This window comes from Rheinheimera riviphila (assembly GCF_004005945.1).
Taxonomy (GTDB): domain Bacteria; phylum Pseudomonadota; class Gammaproteobacteria; order Enterobacterales; family Alteromonadaceae; genus Pararheinheimera; species Pararheinheimera riviphila.
Genome location: NZ_SACS01000020.1, coordinates 19,433 through 36,982, shown reverse-complemented (window position 1 = coordinate 36,982; position 17,550 = coordinate 19,433). Strand labels below are relative to the sequence as shown.

Here is a 17,550-nt window from a genome sequence, read left to right as displayed (position 1 = left end):
TTACATTTTGGCTGGCAATGCTTTCACGCCCATATTATGCAGCGTAAAACCAAAGGCATCGGCGGCTTGCTCGATGGTTTTGGACACCGGCGTACCAGCACCGTGGCCGGCATTGGTTTCGATGCGGATCAGCTGTGGATTGCTGCCACCGGCTTTTGCCTGCAGTTCAGCCGCAAACTTAAAGCTGTGCGCAGGTACCACGCGGTCGTCATGATCACCGGTGGTCACCATAGTCGCAGGGTAAGCCACACCTTGTTTCACGTTATGCACTGGCGAGTAACCTTTTAAGTACTCGAACATTTCTTTGCTTTGTTCGGCGGTACCATAGTCATAACCCCAGCCAGCACCGGCGGTGAAGGTGTGGTAACGCAGCATATCCAATACACCCACCGCTGGCAGTGCAACTTGCACTAAATCAGGACGTTGGGTCATCACGGCGCCCACTAACAGACCACCGTTGGAACCACCGCTGATCGCCAGTTTCGCGTTCGATGTATACTTGTTCGCCACCAGATATTCACCAGCTGCAATAAAGTCATCAAACACATTTTGTTTTTTCAGCTGAATACCGGCGTTGTGCCAGTCTTTGCCGTATTCACCACCGCCCCGCAGGTTTGGCACCGCATAAATACCACCCATCTCCATCCACACCAGATTCGACACGCTAAAACGTGGTGTCAGGCTGACGTTAAAGCCACCATAGCCGTACAACATGGTTGGATTGGTACCATCCAGTTGCAGACCTTTTTTGTGGGTGATGATCATCGGCACTTTGGTACCGTCTTTGCTGGTGTAAAACACTTGCTTCGACTCATAGTCGTCGCTGTTAAACTTCACCGCAGGTTTAAAATACACCGTCGATTCACCGGTTTGCGGGTTAAACGCATAGCTGGTGCCTGGTGTGTTGTAGTTGGTGAAACTGTAATACAGCACGGTGTCTTTGGCTTTGCCGTCAAAACCACCGACCGAACCGACACCTGGCAGCAGAATGTCGCGTACCAGCTTGCCGTCAAGGTCAAACTGCTGCACTTTAGATACGGCATCAACCATGTAATTGGCGAACAGGAAACCAGAGCCTTTGCTGACGCTTAACACGTTTTTGGTTTCAGGGATAATCACTACCCACTGATCTTTTGCCGGTTTGGTGGCATCAATCATCACCAAACGGTTATTTGGCGCATCAAGGTTGGTTTCAAAATACAACTTGCTGCCAACGCTGGTCACCAGCTGATAATCAGCAGTGCCTTCAGCGTCAACGGTCACAAATGGACTGTCGGCTTTGGTTAAGTCTTTGATAAACAGTTTATTGCCAGAGGTGGCATTGGATGCAGTTACGATCAGGTATTGACCATCTTCTGTCACCTGGCCGCCAACATACCGATGTTTTTCGGCATCCACAGCACCGAATAATACCGGATCGTCTTGTTGCGCCGTACCTAATTTATGGTAATACAGTTTATGTTGATCGGTTTTAGCCGACAGTTCACTGCCGGTTGGTTTGTCGTAACTGGAGTAGAAGAAACCTTCGTTCCCTTTCCACGAAATACCAGAGAACTTCACATCAACCAGTTCAGCTTCGCGCTTTTCTTTGGTTTCAGCGTTAATCACGATCACTTTGCGCCAGTCACTGCCGCCTTCAGAAATGGCATAAGCGGCGATAGAACCGTCATCGCTGAACTGTAAATCAGCCAGTGACGTGGTGGCATCAGCCGAGAAGGTATTTGGATCCAGGAATAATTCAGCTTCAGCACCGGCTTTTTGGCGGTACACCACCGACTGGTTTTGCAGGCCGTCATTTTTGGAGAAGTAGCTGTAGGCGCCTTCCGTGCTTGGCGTGCCGACTTTTTCGTAGTTCCACAGCTCAGTTAAACGCTGTTTGATTTGTTCACGGTAAGTAATTTGCGCCAGGTAATCAAAAGTCACTTTGTTTTGCGCTTTCACCCAGTCGCCGGTTTCAGCGCTGCGGTCATCTTCCAGCCAGCGGTATGGGTCCGCCACCTGAGTTTCAAAATAAGTATCGATCACGGTACCCTTGTTGGTCACGGCATAGGTGACGGCAGTAGCGGCTGGAGTTGCGGCGGCGGCCACGGCAGGCGCAGCAGCGGTATCAGGTTTTGGACCACAAGCAGTTAACAGTGCCAATGTGATGGCACTTAAAGCGAGATATTTCATCAGATAGTTTCCCTAAAGCAAAGAGGCAGAGTGTTTTTGGTTTGTGCCGAGCATAACAAAAAAGCTACGGCAGAAGAACTCCAGGAAACAGATTGCGATTGGTCGTAACAAAAATACGACCAATCGCTCGTGGTAGAAGATTATTTAAGAACTTGGGAACAATTTAATATCGGTATTAAAGCCAAATAGTTTGCCGCACCAGATAAACACCTGCCACACCAGCACACCAAACGGGATATAACCAAAATAACCCAACAACGGCATTTCCGAAAACAGGTGAATAACGTCCACGTATGGGATGTTGTACACCCAATAATTCGGGTTCGTCACCGGCTCTCCGACGAAGTGATGGCTGCCAAAATTCCAGAACTCCCAGAAAAAACCATTTAGCAACGACGCCATCCCAATCAACAAACCCGCTGACCAATCACCTTTGGCAATATCGGTGAAAGGGTTCCAGATATTCAGCCGCAATAGCACGCCGGTCATCACCGCAAAAGGCCCAATCCACACCACCCAGAACAGCGGATACGGATAGAACACCATCAGGCCAATTAACAGCGCACCGATCCCAATCAAATAATTGCCGTTTAAATTCCACACCGGACCATTTTTATAACGCGCCACCAGTTTCGGGAAGGTTTGCAGCAGACAATACCACTCCAAAATCACTGGCGTGACCGTACTGTAAGTCAGTAAAAACTCAATAGTGAGCACGGTTTTTGACCAGGGTGCGGCAGCCGAATCAGGGTAAAACCAGTTGGCGAGTACGAAGTAGTCATAATATTCAAAATAAGCCCAGCCACCAATCGACACCAGACCGGCCAGCGCCATCAATACCGGTTGTTTTGACACCAAGGACGCCCCGTTATTGCGCTGATAAACAATCCCATCCAGCACAAACACAAAACCCCACCACATCGGTGTAAAGGACCAATACACCAAATCGCCGAAGGCCATCGAGTGTGACCACATCAGCCACCAGAAAAACAGGTTCACCACCAACCCGGCATAAAACCACCAGGGCAAAGGTTTGCGATCAGCAGCCGGCGCCGGCGTACCGCCTTTAAAGCCCATTTTTTGCGGAATCAACATCATGCAGCTGATCCAGACCGCGCCAATAGCCACCAGAATAAAATAAATCAGATTAAAACCAGGCGCCTGCGCCACAAATTGCGGCGGAAATTCGCCAAAACCGGGGGGTAAATGGGTGGGGTAAACAAACCAGGATACGATTAACGGGACGAGCAAAGTGGCAAGTACCGGCCACAGCAATTGAAAGCGCATAAGCATTTCCTTATCCCCTTCATCCTTGTCGCTGTGGCTTTGTCGTCTTCGCTTGCTCGCTCCAGTCACATAGTGAACTATGCTCCTGGAGACTCACTCACTCGTCTTCGCGCCACACCACCAATGATTTTGGGTATATCACCTTCATCTTTGAAGCCGCAGCTTGGCTGCAACAGCAATGATGTTAGTTATTGTTGCGTAATACGCGGCTTTTAGCTGGCTTCCTACCTAAAATGGTGTCCCTAAAAATGATAGGTCACACCTACCCCAAGCTGACGAGCTTCACCGCGCAATTGAGTGACTGCTGATAATGCAGCAATCGAATCAAATTTAAGCTCGGTATACTCTTTATTCAATAAATTTTTACCAAAAACAGCAAGTTCCAGTTCTGGTGTTGGCTGATAAGCGATACGACCGTGCCATAAAGTGTAGCCATCCTGCCGGATATAGGGGTTTTCATACTGGTCAAAAAAGAATTCTGATTGATAGACAAAACCCAGCTGCACCAACAAATGATTCACGACTGCGGACAAATCATATTCCAGCTGACCACTGGCCATCCATTCGGAGGTAAACGGCAAACGGTTATCCGCGACAAACAACGCATTGCTTTGATCGGAACCAAGCTCAGCTTTTGGAATATGCCCCACCGCCAAATCCAGTTTCATCGCCGCGACCGGCCGCCAGCTCATTTCAGCTTCCACACCATAGATGGTTGATTCACCGGCATTTTTAAGGACGTGATAAGGCGCAGGACCAGAAGTTTGATTCACAAACACCTGCTGATCCTGATAATCATAATAAAACGCCGCCCAGTCGAAGCTCAGCTGCTGTTGCGGTGCCAGCCAGTGACCACCAACTTCCCATGCGGTCAGCCGCTCCGGTGCGTAGGTAGAATCCGCCGCCTGTTGCGGGCTGGTGGAATAGCCGCCGTTATAACCACCGGCTTTAAAACCACGCGACAGACTGTAATACTGGTTATAGTTGCTGCTGATTTTTTGCAATAGCGCCAGCTTGCCAGACCATTCGCTGTCCGCCACTTCACCGGCCAGGTCCCACAGTTTTGGAATATAAACCGGCACCGTGTCTAAATCGGCGCGCGCGACATAATCGGTTTGTTCACGGGTGAAACGCACACCTGCCGTCAAAGTCCAGGCGTCGGATAACGGCTGATCCAGCTGGCTGTAGGCGGAAAATGACTGATTATCTAACTGATTAAAATAGAAAAATTGTGCCGGCACTGCCGCCAGCGCCGGAATAGCGCGAAAATCACGGAACAGATCTAAATCGTTTTGCTGATCCAGACTTTCATTCAGGTAAAACAAACCGGAAATCCAGTAACGGCCATCCTGCTCAATCGCCAGACTGAATTCCTGACTAAAAAATTCGTTGTCGGAATCAAAACTGCCTTCAATAAAATTACCCGGGCCGTCTGAATCAAACGAATGAAAACGTTGTAGATCTTTGACTGCCGTCACCGATTTAAACTGATAACCAGGCGCCAGTTCACCACTGACATTGACCGAGCCAGTCCAGCCTTCGGTATCATGTTTTTTATCATGAGTGTCGGCCACCGTCTGCCAGAAATCATCGCTGGGGCCCGACAGACCAAAACTATCGACGCAGTTTCTGCTGCCCACTTGCGACAATGGGCACCGCGTACCTGAGCCATCAGCAGCCATGATGCCTGCGCTATAAATAGGTTTTGGCGCGCCTTCAATATCTTCCAGCGTCAATTTGCTGCTGACCACCCAGTTTTCCAGCTCAGTGCGCACGATCAACCGCACATTGTTATGGCGCATGCCACCGTCCTGCCCCAGCGGAAACAGGTTTTGCATGCTGTATTGATAATCTTTATGTTGCACTGCCAGCCGCGCCGAGGTTTGTTCGGTCAACGGCATATTCACGGCTGCGGTCAACTGCCGGGTATCGTGTTCAGCAATTTCAGCACTGGCATAACCGCCAAATTCGGCGTCCGGTTGTTTCGACATCAGTAAAATCGCGCCGCCGGTGGTATTGCGGCCAAACAAGGTGCCCTGCGGCCCGCGCAGAACATCGACTTGCTCTAAATCAAACAGGCTGCTGCTTAAAAAATTGGCGCCGCCACTCACCACATCGTCGCTATAAATGGCAATTGGGGAAATGGTGGTGGTGTTGTAATCGAACATGCCCACACCACGAATATTAAAGGACGGTGTGGTGCCTTCACCGGCCACAGTCGACGCCAGTAAATTCGGCGCCAGCCCTGACAGTTGCGTGGTATCTGCGATCCGGCGCTGCGCCAGTGCTTCACCATCGAGGCTACTGACCGCCAGCGATACTTCAGATTTTGGCTGTGGCCGTTTTTGTGCATAAACTTCAATCACTTCGATAGCGGTTTCCCGCTCGTTCGCGTCAGGCGTTACCGGCTCTGCCGCCGTAGCCATAGCAGAAGGAACAAGCAGCACTGCGGCTGCGATGGTGGCGAACACTGAGTCTGTCATCACAAATCCAAATCAGAAATTGAATGTTGGCAGTCAATTGCCGCTGAAATCGTCCGTGAAGAGAACCTATTGAAGTGGCGTAAGCATAGCCTGCCACGACCTATTCCAGCCAGCACGGCGCTGAAAATAGCCTGAAAAATATTGAAAAAACACCAAAGCGAACAAGGATCTGAGGTGGTTCGGGCAACGCGGCAGAAAAATATTCCCGAAAGCATAACCAACACCGGTTTTGCCCTTTATTCTTTCACAGTTAATGCATAAGCTCAGTCTATACCTAAAAACATTGATGTTACCCGACAAAGTCAATCGAACTTCGGGTCTGTGGGGAAGTGCCAGGCATGTTGTCACTGCAAAATTTTACCGATGTTCAGGAACAGCCGGCCTTATCGGCTTATGTCAGATTATACAGCGCCAGCCTGCAAGGTCAGCCATTGCTGATTAAGCAAATGGATAAAAACCGGCCGCAACCACAGTTCGATTTACAGGAACTACAACCGCAGCTCCCGGCGCCGGTCCACAGCTGGTCGGATAATCAGGATGATTATCAAAGTTTCCCTGCCACGGCGTTGCCAGAACAACTGAGCCAGGTGCTCGGCAATCTGGCAGCGGCCAATCTTGGCGTGCAACTACAATGGATGTTGCAGCTCACTTTGTTATTAGAATCGCTGCATCAGCGGCAATTGGTGCTGGGCGATTTACGCGCTGGTGCCGTTTTCCGCTGCGCCAACAGTCGGAGCCTGGTGCTACTGGATGCGTCACAAGCGGCGGCGATCAGTAGCGTCAATAGCTTGAAACTGCATCAACACGACGACTTAAACGCCCTGCGCACCATTGCGCCGGAAGCAACAGGTCGGGTCAATGCGCCGCTGGATCAACGCACCGATTTATATAGTCTCGGGGTATTATTTTACGCCATCGTTGCCGGCCGTTATCCGTTTGAACAACAACAACCGATTGAACTGGTGCATGCGCATATCGCACTGACACCGCCGCCTTTGCCTTTGATCCCGGCGCCGCTGAATGTGCTGATCAGCACCTTGCTGCAAAAAAATTCGAATCAAAGATACAGTCAGATCAGTGGCTTGCGTCATGATTTGGAACTGTTACTGAATCAGTGGCAACAACAGCAGCAGCTGGAACTGCCGGAATTGTCGTTGCGGCTGGGCGATCAACAACTGCATTTTTCCAGTCAATTGTACGGCCGCGAGACGCAGCAAGCACAGTTACAGGCGCTGTATCAGCAGGTGCGGCAACAGCAACAAAATCAGCTGTTGCTGATTGAAGGTTATTCCGGCATTGGTAAAACGGCGCTGATTGACCAGCTGTACCGTCACACCTTGATCGAACGGCCACATTTTTGCCGCGGTAAATTTGATCAGTACCAACGCAACCAGCTGTATAGCGCCTGGCAGCAACTGCTGACGGATCTGTCGGAACAATTGCTGCAAGAACCGGCGGCACAGTTGCAGGCCTGGCAACAGCAGTTGCACCAGGTATTAGGCAGCCGGATTTCGGAGTTGCAGGCCTTGATCCCATCGCTGCAACCCTTGTTGGGCGAACCGCAGACCAAAGCGGTCCCCCCAGGTGCTGAAAGCGGCTTTAATGCCAGTGTTGACCCGAGTTTCGACCAGCTACTGCTGCAATTTTTCCGGGTAATGGGGCAAATTTGCAGCCAATCGAAGCGGCCATTGGTGCTGCTGCTCGACGACGTGCAATGGGCGGATAATTCCAGTTTGCGCTTATTACAGTCTTTACTGACGGACGACGGCGTGCGTGGCATTTTGTTGATCCTGTCGTATCGTGATAATGAAATGGATGAAGTCCACCCGCTGCGTCATATCCTGCAAAAACTGCAGCAAGCCGGGATCGAACCAGAGCGGATTGCGCTGCAATCGCTGGATCAACCTGCCGTCACCGCCTGGCTCGCCGACACCTTGCGCCAGCCACCAACGCAGCTTACCGGCCTCAGCCAATTACTAATTGAAAAAACCAGTGGTAACCCGTTCTTTTTAAGACAATTTTTGTTGATGCTGCAGCAAAAAAATTTACTGGTATGCGATGGCAAGGGCCGCTGGAGTTGGGACATCAGCGCCATCGCCCGGCAAAATATCACCGACAATCTGGTGGAACTGACCGCGCAGCGCTTTGCAACGCTGTCGCCTGGCGCGCATCAACTACTGAAAGTTGCGGCCTTGTTAGGTGAAACCGCCGATCTGCAGGTGGTGGCCGCGGTGCTGCAACAAAGCTATCCGGCGCTGCAACCGGTGATTGGCGAAGTGGTCCACGCCGGCATTATGACGGCTTACAGCCAGCAACATGGCGCGCAAATTTCCAGTCTGCGCTTTGTGCATGACCGGCTGCAACAAGCGGCTTTTGCGCTGCTGCAGGACGACGCCACCGCGCTGCACCGTGCAATTGCTGATGATTATCTGCAAGGGCGCAGCGAAGCAGAGCAACAACAACATTTGTTCTCCTATATTGACCACCTGAATGCCGCCGGTGCTAGCGCCGTCAGCCATTATGGTGCTTTGGCCGTGGCGCGGCTGAATCTAGCAGCGGCACGGCAAGCCCATGCCGGCAATGCCTGGCATGAAGCGGCGGCTTATTATCAGCGGGCCTATCAGCTCAGTGGCGGCGCTGTTCACACCGATGACATCCCCATTAAGCAGCTGAGTTTCGACAGCTTACTTGGCATGGCCAATTGCCAATACCTGACGCAACAATATGATGCCGCTGACCAAAGTTGTTTGCAGCTCCATCAGGCTGCAGATCAACCACTGCCCAGAATGCAGGTGGCCAGGCTGGAAATTTTATTGTTATTCGCCCGCAACAACTTTGCCCCGGCCTTTGAACTGGCGCAGCAAGTATTGCAGCCGGTTGGCGTTGACATCAGCCAGCTCGATGACATTCCGGTGCGTTATCTGGAGCTTGAGCAACTGTATGATAAAACCCGCATCAGCGATTTAGTGCAGCAACCGGCGCTGACGTCCGCTGAATTGCTGATGGCGATGGAAATTTTGAATACCCTGCTGACGGTGGCCTTTCTGGTGAGCCCGCTGCATTATCTGGCGGTTAGTTATGCTTTGGTCAGTCTGAGTATTCAAAACGGCCATTGTGCGGCGTCCAGCAAAGCCTATTCCACCCATGCGATGAACCTCAGCGGCGCCTTTGGTCAGTACAAAGAAGCGCTGGATTTTGCCGACTTAGCCATCGTCGTGAACCAGCAATATCAAGGGAAATTTGCCCCGGAGCTGAATTTCCAGCGCGCTGCCACAGTACTGCACTGGAATGCGCCGCTGCAAAACAGTTTGCAGGCGTTGGAGCAAAACATTTATCTGGCGCTCGGTCAGGGCAACCTCGAATATTCGGTGCATTCGGCGCTGTTTTTCAGTTTTTATCAGAGTCTGAGCGGCACGTCGCTGGATGAAGTTGCCGCCAATCTACAGAAGTACCGCCAGTTTATCAGCGAGAAAAAATTCGCTTATAACCTCGAATTTATCCGGTTGTGGCAACAATATGTACTGAACTTGCAGACGAGCGATGTTGCAGTGCATGCCGGGAACCCGCTGCTGCTGTGTGGTGAAGCTTTTCATGAAGCTGAGCAATTACCGCTGCTGGAACAAACCAACAACGTCACGATTTTATTTTGCTATCACAGCATTAAACTGATGCTGGCCTATTTGTTTAATGATGACGAAGCCGCCATTCGCCATTATCAGGCCGCGTTACCTTTGACCGGCGTGGCGATGTCGTTATATCACCAGACCGAGTTCTATTTTTTCGCGGCGCTGCTGGCCACCCGACTCTGCCAACAACAGCCGGAGCAGCAATCACAATGGCAACCGCTGGCCGAGCAATATCTGCAACTATTGCGGCAATGGACCAATCGCGCTTCGGCCAACCATCAGCACAAAGTGGCGCTGCTGGAAGCCGAGCTTGCTGCAATCGCCAAGCAACCGCTGGCCTGGCAGGCTTATGATCAGGCACTGAAACTAGCGCAGCAAAGCGGTTTTTGTCAGCATCACGCGATTGCCGCCGAATTAACCGCCGGTTACTGGCAACGCCTCGGCAAAGCCGATTTTGCCAATCTGCACTGGCAACAGGCGCTGCAGCAATATCAGAACTGGCAGGCGCATCGCAAAGTGGCGCAGTTGCAACAGTTACAACCGCAGCTGCAAGCCAAACCGCAAAACCAGTTACTGGATATGGCTTCGGTACTCAAAGCTGCGGAAACGCTGAGCGGTCAAATTGACTTAAGCGCCTTTTTGCAGCAAATGATTGATCTGATTGTCGAAAACGCCGGCGCCCAGGCTGGCCGCTTGTGGTTGCTGGATGAGCAGCAACAGTTGCAACTGAAAGCCAGCGCCCCGGCCAGCAGCGCCAGCCGCGCCATGTCGAGCCAGTTATTGGCGTTGGTCAGTCGCACCTTGCAACCAAGGCTGGTGAACGACCTTGCCGGCAGTGGCAGCTTGTTCCAGGATTTACCCCAACCGCTGCCCGCCGCGGTGTTATGTATTCCGGTGATTGTCAGCGGCCAGCTCTGTGGTTTGCTCTATCTGGAACATTTTGAACTGAGTGGTGCTTTTACCGAAGATCGCATCAATTTACTGCAGTTGCTCGCCAATCAGACGGCGATTTTGTCAGAAAACACCCGCTTGTATCATCAGGTGGTTGCAGCCAATAAAAATCTGGAGCAAAAAGTCTGGGAACGCACCCAGGAACTGGCGTCGGCCAAAATTAAAGCTGAATCGGCCACTGCCGCCAAATCATCGTTTTTGGCGCGGATGAGTCATGAGATCCGCACCCCAATTAATGCAGTGATTGGCTTAAGCCGGTTAGCCAACAAAACCAGCCTGACGTTAGAGCAGCAGGACTATCTGAGTAAAATTCAGGAATCCGGTGAAGTGCTGCTCAGTCTGGTCAACGACATACTGGACTTTTCTAAAATTGAAGCCGGTAAACTGGAGCTGGAAATTACCCGCTTTAGCCTGGACAAAGTGCTGCAACGGGCAGTAAACCTGAATGCGCTCAAAGCCCATGCCAAAAGCTTAGAGCTGATTTGTAATGTCGATCCGGCGCTCCCCGCCATGTTGATGGGCGATCCGCTGCGGATTCAGCAAATTTTGGTGAATTTAATCAGTAATGCGGTGAAGTTCAGCGATCGTGGGGTCATCGGTATTCAGGTGAAACTGCTGCAACAACAAGACAACCAGCTGAGTCTGCAACTTGCGATCAGCGACCATGGCATCGGCATTACCCCAGAGCAGCAACAAGGGTTGTTTCAGTCCTTTAGTCAGGCCGATGATTCGATCACCCGTAAATATGGTGGCTCCGGGCTCGGTCTGGCGATCTGTAAACAGCTATGTGAACTGATGGGCGGCAAAATCTGGCTGGAAAGTCAGTATGGTCACGGCACCACTTTTTATTGTCAGCTGCAGGTGCAATCGGCCGACATCCAGCAATCAACGGCGTTGTTACCGCTGGATATCAGCTCGCTCAAAGCGCTGGTCGTTGACGATATCACGCTCGCTAGAACGGTGTTGTTGAGCCTGCTCGGCGAGATGGGGATCAGTGCCGATCAGACCGACAATGGTTATCAGGCGATTGAAATGGTGCGTCAGGCTAAAGCTGCCGCGCAACCTTATGATTTTGTGCTGATGGACTGGCGGATGCCCGGTATCGACGGCATTGAAACCTCACGCCGTATTCAGCAATTGGACGATGCGCCGCATATTCTGATGGTGTCCGCTTATGATCGGGAACAAGCCCGCGCCAGTTTGCAGGACGTCAAAATTAGTCAGTTTATTGAAAAGCCGGTGAATCAGTCGATTCTGCTCGATGCGCTCTACACCATGCTGGAGCAGGACATGCCACGGCGGCAGAGCACCGACATCAACGATATTCCGGATCTGGCCAGATACCGGATTTTATTGGTAGAAGATCATGCCATCAACCGGCAGGTCGCGCTGGGGCTGCTCAAAGACAGTCAGGTGCAGGTTGATATTGCTGAAAACGGCTTGCTGGCAATCCACCGCCTACAACAGCAACGTTATGATCTGGTGCTGATGGATATTCAGATGCCGGAAATGGACGGTCTGACCGCCTGTCAGCATATTCGCCAGCAACTGCTGCTGACCGATTTGCCGGTGATTGCGATGACGGCGCATGCGATGGCCAGTGACATTGCCAAAAGCAAAGCCGCCGGCATGAACGACCATCTGACCAAACCTATTGATCCACAACAACTTTACAGCACCTTATTGCAATATTTACCGGCCGAACCACAAACCAGACGGCCCGCGCCAATGGTTGTGACAGGGCCAACCCTGGCCGAGCAGCAACAATGGCAACAGCTAAGTGAATGTTCGGCCATCGACGCCGAGCGGGCGCTGAAAAACCTCGGTGGCAAGTTGTCGTTGTATCTGAAACTGATTGACGATTTCCAATTGGAACATCAGCAACAAAGCAGCAAACTGCAGAGTATGTTCCGGCATCAGCAATGGCAGCCGCTCTATCTGGACATTCATTCGCTCAAATCAACCAGTGCATATGTTGGCGCCTTTGAGTTCTCGCAGCTTTGTCAGCAGTTTGAAACAACCTTGTCGCAGCAAACTGCCAGCGCTGAAGCATTACAACTACTCTGTGATCAACTGCAACTGCTGATGCAGCAACTGAGCAAAGTGTCGCCCACCGCGCCACAACAAATCCAGTTCCAGCATTTAACCGAAGCCTTAACCACTTTGTTGCCGTTATTGCAGGAGTCTGATTTTGCTGCCGAAGATTTGTTGCCGGCCTTGCTGGAAGTGGCCAACAATCATCGGCACGCGCTGGTGGTCGAACAGATTGCCGCCGATATCCGCCAGGTAGAATATGAAAAAGCCGCCGGTCAAACGGTGCAATTATTACAACAGTTGCTGCAGTAACTGCGCTGAGGTGCAAAGTTGACAAGCAGCGGTTTATTGCAAAGACTGAAACAGGCTTAATAGAGTCAGTTGGGTCTGTTTTAAAACGCCACCATGTGGCAGGAGTGTTATGGCGGCGTCGCAGCTAAAACAGCGGGTACTGATCATTGACGATCAAAAATCGAACCTGAAAATCCTGAGCGATATCTTGCGGGATGAGGTTGAGCTCATCCTGGCGCAGGATGGTGAACAAGGGATCCGTAAAGCGACTGAATTTGCACCTGATTTAATTTTGTTGGACGTGGTGATGCCCGGCATCGATGGTTTTGAAGTGATCCGGCAGCTGAAACAAGACCCCAGCACTTACCTGATCCCGGTGATTTTTATTACCTCGCTGAACGACGTCGCGCATGAAGAACAAGGGTTGTTGCTGGGCGCCTGCGACTATATCAACAAACCCTTTCATGCCGCCGTGGTGATGGCCAGGGTGAAACTGCATCTGCAACTGGCCCGGCAACGTTTAATGCTGGAGCAGCTTGCCAACATCGACCCGTTAACGGCGGTGGCCAACCGACGCAAATATCAGGAAGTGCTGGACCGGCAGTGGCGGGATGCCTGTCGTAAACGCAGCTGTTTGTCGTTGGTGATGGTCGATGTCGATAACTTCAAAATGTACAACGATCATTATGGCCATGCCGCCGGTGATCGGGTGTTGCAGCAGGTTGCACTGACGCTGGCCGCAGAATTACGTCGTCCTTACGATTTTATTGCTCGTTACGGAGGTGAAGAATTTGTTATCATTCTGCCCGACACCCCCGCTGACGATAGTTTCCGTATTATTGAAGGTTGCCGGGCAGCCATTTTGCAGTTACAAATTCCGCATCAGGCCACCGGCGGATGTCTGTCCATCAGCGCTGGCGGTTATAGCTGCTGGCCGGAACAACCTGATGAGTCGATTTCCGCCTTCGCCTTAAAACAAGCGGATGATTTATTGTATCAAGCGAAGCGGCAAGGCAAAAACCGGGTGTTATGGACTACAGCGGCTATTGAAATTCAGGGATAACCATGTCGGAACGTGCTCATCTGTTGTTGGTTGATGATGAAAAAACCAACCTCAAAGTATTGGCCGAGTTATTAAGGTCAGATTACCGGATCCGCCTGGCGCAGAACGGCCAGCAAGCGTTGGAGAAATGTCGCCAGCAACCGCCGGATCTGATCCTGATGGACGTGCTGATGCCCGGCATGGATGGCTTTGAAACGCTAAAAGCACTGCGCTTTGATACCTTAACCGCGCAAATTCCGGTGATTTTTATTACCGGCCTGCAATCCGCCGACCACGAGCAGCAAGGGCTACAGCTGGGCGCGCAGGATTACATTCACAAACCTTTTCATGCCGAAGTGGTGAAAGCCCGCGTCGCCACTCAGCTCAAACTGATCCGGCAACGCCAGGAATTACAGCTGCTGTCCGAACAACTGACCCAGGCCAACGAAGCGAAAAGCCGCTTTCTGGCGACCATCAGCCATGAAATCCGCACACCACTGGCGTCAGTCATCGGTTACGCCGAAGCCATTCTGGCCGGTGAGTTTGCTGCCAACGAACAACTGCAAGCCATCCAGACCATTTGTCAGAATGGCAAACACCTACAGGCGCTGTTAAACGATTTACTCGATTTATCAAAAATTGCCGCCAACAAACTCGACATCGAATTATTGCCGGTGAATTTATGTCAGTTGGCCGCGGAAATCAGCGCTTTATTGCAGGATAAAGCCCGCCAGAAAGGGCTGGAATTCCAGTTTGACTATCAGCTGCCGTTACCGGCGATGGTGAAAACCGATCCGACCCGGCTGAAGCAAATTCTGCTGAATCTGTGTAATAACGCCATCAAATTTACCGAGCAGGGTTTTGTGAGAGTGCTGATCAGCCGCACCGACGGCCAACTGCAGTTTGCCGTCAGCGACAGTGGCATTGGCATCGCACCGGATCAACAACAAAAACTGTTTCATGCTTTTGGTCAGGCGGACGTGTCCGTACAGCGGCAATACGGCGGCACTGGCCTGGGGCTGGTGATTGCGCGTCAACTCTGTGAAAAACTCGGTGGTCAGTTGCAACTTCAAAGCTCGTCGCCAGCCGGCAGCTGTTTTGTCGCCGCCATCAACCTGGACGTGCTACCAGACAGCATCTGGCTGCAGCAGCCAAGCGATATTCTTGAGCAACAACAACGCGCCGCCCCCACCCCCTTACCACGGCAACAAATGCGTGGCCGGATTTTACTGGCCGAAGATCAGAATGACACCCGCCAGTTGCTGGTGCGGATGTTACAACACGCCGGACTGGATGTGACTGCGGTAGAAAACGGCGAGTTATTGGTCGAAACGGCGCTAACCGGTGATTTTGATTTGATCCTATCCGACATTCAAATGCCAAAAATGGACGGGGTCGCTGCTATTGCGCTGCTGCGCGCGGCTGGTATTGATACACCGTGCGTAGCGCTGACTGCCAACACCATGACCCATGAAGTACAAAGCTATTTAGCGGCTGGTTTTGCCACCCATCTGGCGAAACCTGTTGATCGCAATAAATTCGCCGCGGTGTTAAGTCACTTTTTGGGTGGCCAGCATCATCGCCAGCAATTGCAGTTACCCGCAGCAGAACTCGAAGCCATGACTGCGCGTTTTGTGCAAACCTTGCCAGGGCAAATGGCGGAACTGCAACAAAACTGTTTGCAAGCCGACTGGTCCGCCGCCCGTTATCAGGCGCATGCGCTCAAAGGCACAGCCGCGTTATTTGGTCTGACCGACTTAAGTTTACTGGCCAGCGAACTGGAACAACAGCTGCTGCAATCGGGCGCTGTACAACCGGAAATTAAAACCACAGTGCAACAGCTGTGTCAGCGGTTACAGGACCAAAGTAAACAGCTGGCCGTTGGTTAACCAACGCAAATGCACCCTACATTGCAGCTATGTTCCCCGAATGAGCACTTTATCGGGTGATGGCGTGCTGCTGGTACCAAACATGACGTGTAAAGCTGGAAAAGACGGCGCTATCCCCTGATACCTCCCTGATTTTACCCGCAGTGGTTTCACTGAGTTTTTTGCTTCCGTCTGGCGGGCACGGAACCGTTGTGGAGCTCGCCTGTACTATTGCGACTGCAAAGAAGTGGTTGATTTAATGTACTTAAAAAGTTAACGTGCATTGAGTGGAATTCGTGAAAGAAGGCAGCTGAATTTGCGGTTTGCGGGTTCTTTGCTTTTGAAAAAATACTGTTATGCTCTAATGGATATTGAAAAGTATGAATCTTGGAGACGCTGGAAATATCAGTAAATTAAGTGCGATATTGGTTATTCCGATGATCGCCGCCGCAATATATTTGGAATTTGGTTTATGGGTTGTTTTGCTATCAGAATCTTGGCATGAATATATTTCGTCCGATTACGGAGTTGTTTCGCTTGCAGCAAAAGCGATTGCTTTTTTCGTATGCGTAGGTGCTGTTGCTTTTGTGTTTATATCATTTAATAGCTTCCTGCTCGGCCATAAACCGTTTCTTTATTTCTTAGCGCTAAGCCTCCTAACATTTGGTTTATTAGGGCTTGGTAGTAACATTGAGGCAATTGCAACTAAGCAAGAAATGCCCATAGTCAAAAATATAGCTTACTGGCACTTGGCTGCATTGTGCTGGGGCTTTGATATTTTTAATACTGTAGAAAACAGCACTAACAATCAAAGGCAGGCGGACGCATAAATGCGCCCCAGCTTTGGGCGTTAGGTGCCTAGGAGAATCAATGCAGTACGCAGGATTTTGGAAAAGATTTGGAGCATATTGGATAGACGTAATCATATTCCTTCCGATTATGGTTTTATCTATATGGGGCGATGAACAATCGCGCTTATTTCAATTGTACTGGTTTGTTCCAGGTCTATTCATCGGCCTATGGTTTCATGTCTATCTTGTTAAAACGTATGGCGGTACACCGGGGAAACTACTCCTAAAAATAAAGGTTGCTAAAGTTGATGGCAGCGATGTTGGGTATAAAGAGGCTATGCTTCGTTATTCAGTACTATTTGTTATTTCAGTAGTGATGTCCAGTGCGCTAATACCAGTTACATTGGAAATGACTGACACTTATTATTTTTCAATGGGTTGGCAAGAGCGTGCTCTTTATATGGTCGAGCATGCTCCGAACTGGTTCAACGTTGCAAATGTATTTATGAACATATGGATATGGAGTGAATTCATTGTCATGCTCACTAATAAAAAGCGTAGATCTTTACATGATTTTATTGCTGGCACTGTTGTAATTAATAAAGAATCGCTTAACACGTCAAGCGGCGCCGCTGCTTGAAGCGTTAAGTTCACAAGTAGGAATATCATGGAAGAAGGAAAAAACTGGAAGTTGAAATTAAGGTATGGAAAAGAAACCACACCTTATAAGCATTTTACTGCTTTAAGTGATGGGCTAGTTGGCGACATGGTAGGTGGCTTCGAGTGCCCAAAGGGCCCAGCGATAATGGCAATGAAAACCTGGGCGACTGATGCAGGTGAGTCTGCTGATATGCTCAGGGTTATCGGTGCGCAAATTGGCTTTGAGGCTACCGGTGAAATCCAGGTATATGAAACAGAGCCTGAGCAACCACCAAAAGACAACCCTTTTGGCTATGGCATCAATTTCACGTCGTACGATGAATAGTCAAAAACTTAACAAGCGCC

Annotated in this window: 9 protein-coding genes; 6 read left to right on the top strand and 3 right to left on the bottom strand. The window is 50.7% G+C overall.

Annotation, left to right across the window (positions count from 1 at the left end):
• The 3 genes from EOE67_RS16150 to EOE67_RS16140 all read right to left on the bottom strand — a co-directional run bounded on the left by EOE67_RS16150 (window position 1) and on the right by EOE67_RS16140 (window position 5,942).
• On the bottom strand, window positions 1-2,172 hold the full coding sequence (locus EOE67_RS16150) for a prolyl oligopeptidase family serine peptidase (RefSeq protein ID WP_127700374.1): 2,172 nt from the start codon (window positions 2,170-2,172) through the stop codon (window positions 1-3).
• A 144-nt stretch (window positions 2,173-2,316) separates the two neighbouring features.
• Window positions 2,317-3,459: a hypothetical protein gene (locus EOE67_RS16145; protein WP_206099633.1), complete on the bottom strand. Its 1,143-nt coding sequence runs from the start codon at window positions 3,457-3,459 to the stop codon at window positions 2,317-2,319.
• Window positions 3,460-3,701: 242 nt separating this feature from the next.
• On the bottom strand, window positions 3,702-5,942 hold the full coding sequence (locus EOE67_RS16140; RefSeq protein WP_127700372.1) for a TonB-dependent receptor: 2,241 nt from the start codon (window positions 5,940-5,942) through the stop codon (window positions 3,702-3,704).
• A 338-nt stretch (window positions 5,943-6,280) separates the two neighbouring features.
• Here EOE67_RS16140 and EOE67_RS16135 point away from each other — a divergent pair, with 338 nt between their 5' ends.
• From EOE67_RS16135 to EOE67_RS16110, 6 genes are all read left to right on the top strand, one after another.
• Window positions 6,281-12,865 carry a trifunctional serine/threonine-protein kinase/ATP-binding protein/hybrid sensor histidine kinase/response regulator gene (locus EOE67_RS16135; RefSeq protein ID WP_127700371.1) on the top strand — a complete coding sequence of 2,195 codons (6,585 nt, stop codon included), beginning with the start codon at window positions 6,281-6,283 and terminating at the stop codon, window positions 12,863-12,865.
• Between the two features lie 109 nt (window positions 12,866-12,974).
• Complete coding sequence (locus tag EOE67_RS16130; protein WP_127700370.1) at window positions 12,975-13,907, top strand: GGDEF domain-containing response regulator; 933 nt, start codon at window positions 12,975-12,977, stop codon at window positions 13,905-13,907.
• Window positions 13,908-13,909: 2 nt separating this feature from the next.
• On the top strand, window positions 13,910-15,775 hold the full coding sequence (locus EOE67_RS16125; protein WP_127700369.1) for a response regulator: 1,866 nt from the start codon (window positions 13,910-13,912) through the stop codon (window positions 15,773-15,775).
• Window positions 15,776-16,134: 359 nt separating this feature from the next.
• Window positions 16,135-16,584, top strand: a complete 450-nt coding sequence (locus EOE67_RS16120) for a hypothetical protein (RefSeq protein WP_127700368.1) — start codon at window positions 16,135-16,137, stop codon at window positions 16,582-16,584.
• A gap of 40 nt (window positions 16,585-16,624) precedes the next feature.
• A complete protein-coding gene (locus EOE67_RS16115; RefSeq protein WP_127700367.1) occupies window positions 16,625-17,185 on the top strand; it encodes an RDD family protein in 561 nt (186 codons plus the stop codon).
• Between the two features lie 27 nt (window positions 17,186-17,212).
• Window positions 17,213-17,530, top strand: a complete 318-nt coding sequence (locus EOE67_RS16110) for a hypothetical protein (protein ID WP_206099632.1) — start codon at window positions 17,213-17,215, stop codon at window positions 17,528-17,530.
• Window positions 17,531-17,550: the final 20 nt, after the last annotated feature.

Excerpts from the sequence above, each read along its gene's own strand:
- EOE67_RS16150 (WP_127700374.1), bottom strand. The coding sequence starts at position 2,172 with ATGAAATATCTCGCTTTAAGTGCCATCACATTGGCACTGTTAACTGCT.
- EOE67_RS16145 (WP_206099633.1), bottom strand. The coding sequence starts at position 3,459 with ATGCGCTTTCAATTGCTGTGGCCGGTACTTGCCACTTTGCTCGTCCCG.
- EOE67_RS16140 (WP_127700372.1), bottom strand. The coding sequence starts at position 5,942 with ATGACAGACTCAGTGTTCGCCACCATCGCAGCCGCAGTGCTGCTTGTT.
- EOE67_RS16135 (WP_127700371.1), top strand. The coding sequence starts at position 6,281 with ATGTTGTCACTGCAAAATTTTACCGATGTTCAGGAACAGCCGGCCTTA.
- EOE67_RS16130 (WP_127700370.1), top strand. The coding sequence starts at position 12,975 with ATGGCGGCGTCGCAGCTAAAACAGCGGGTACTGATCATTGACGATCAA.
- EOE67_RS16125 (WP_127700369.1), top strand. The coding sequence starts at position 13,910 with ATGTCGGAACGTGCTCATCTGTTGTTGGTTGATGATGAAAAAACCAAC.
- EOE67_RS16120 (WP_127700368.1), top strand. The coding sequence starts at position 16,135 with ATGAATCTTGGAGACGCTGGAAATATCAGTAAATTAAGTGCGATATTG.
- EOE67_RS16115 (WP_127700367.1), top strand. The coding sequence starts at position 16,625 with ATGCAGTACGCAGGATTTTGGAAAAGATTTGGAGCATATTGGATAGAC.
- EOE67_RS16110 (WP_206099632.1), top strand. The coding sequence starts at position 17,213 with ATGGAAGAAGGAAAAAACTGGAAGTTGAAATTAAGGTATGGAAAAGAA.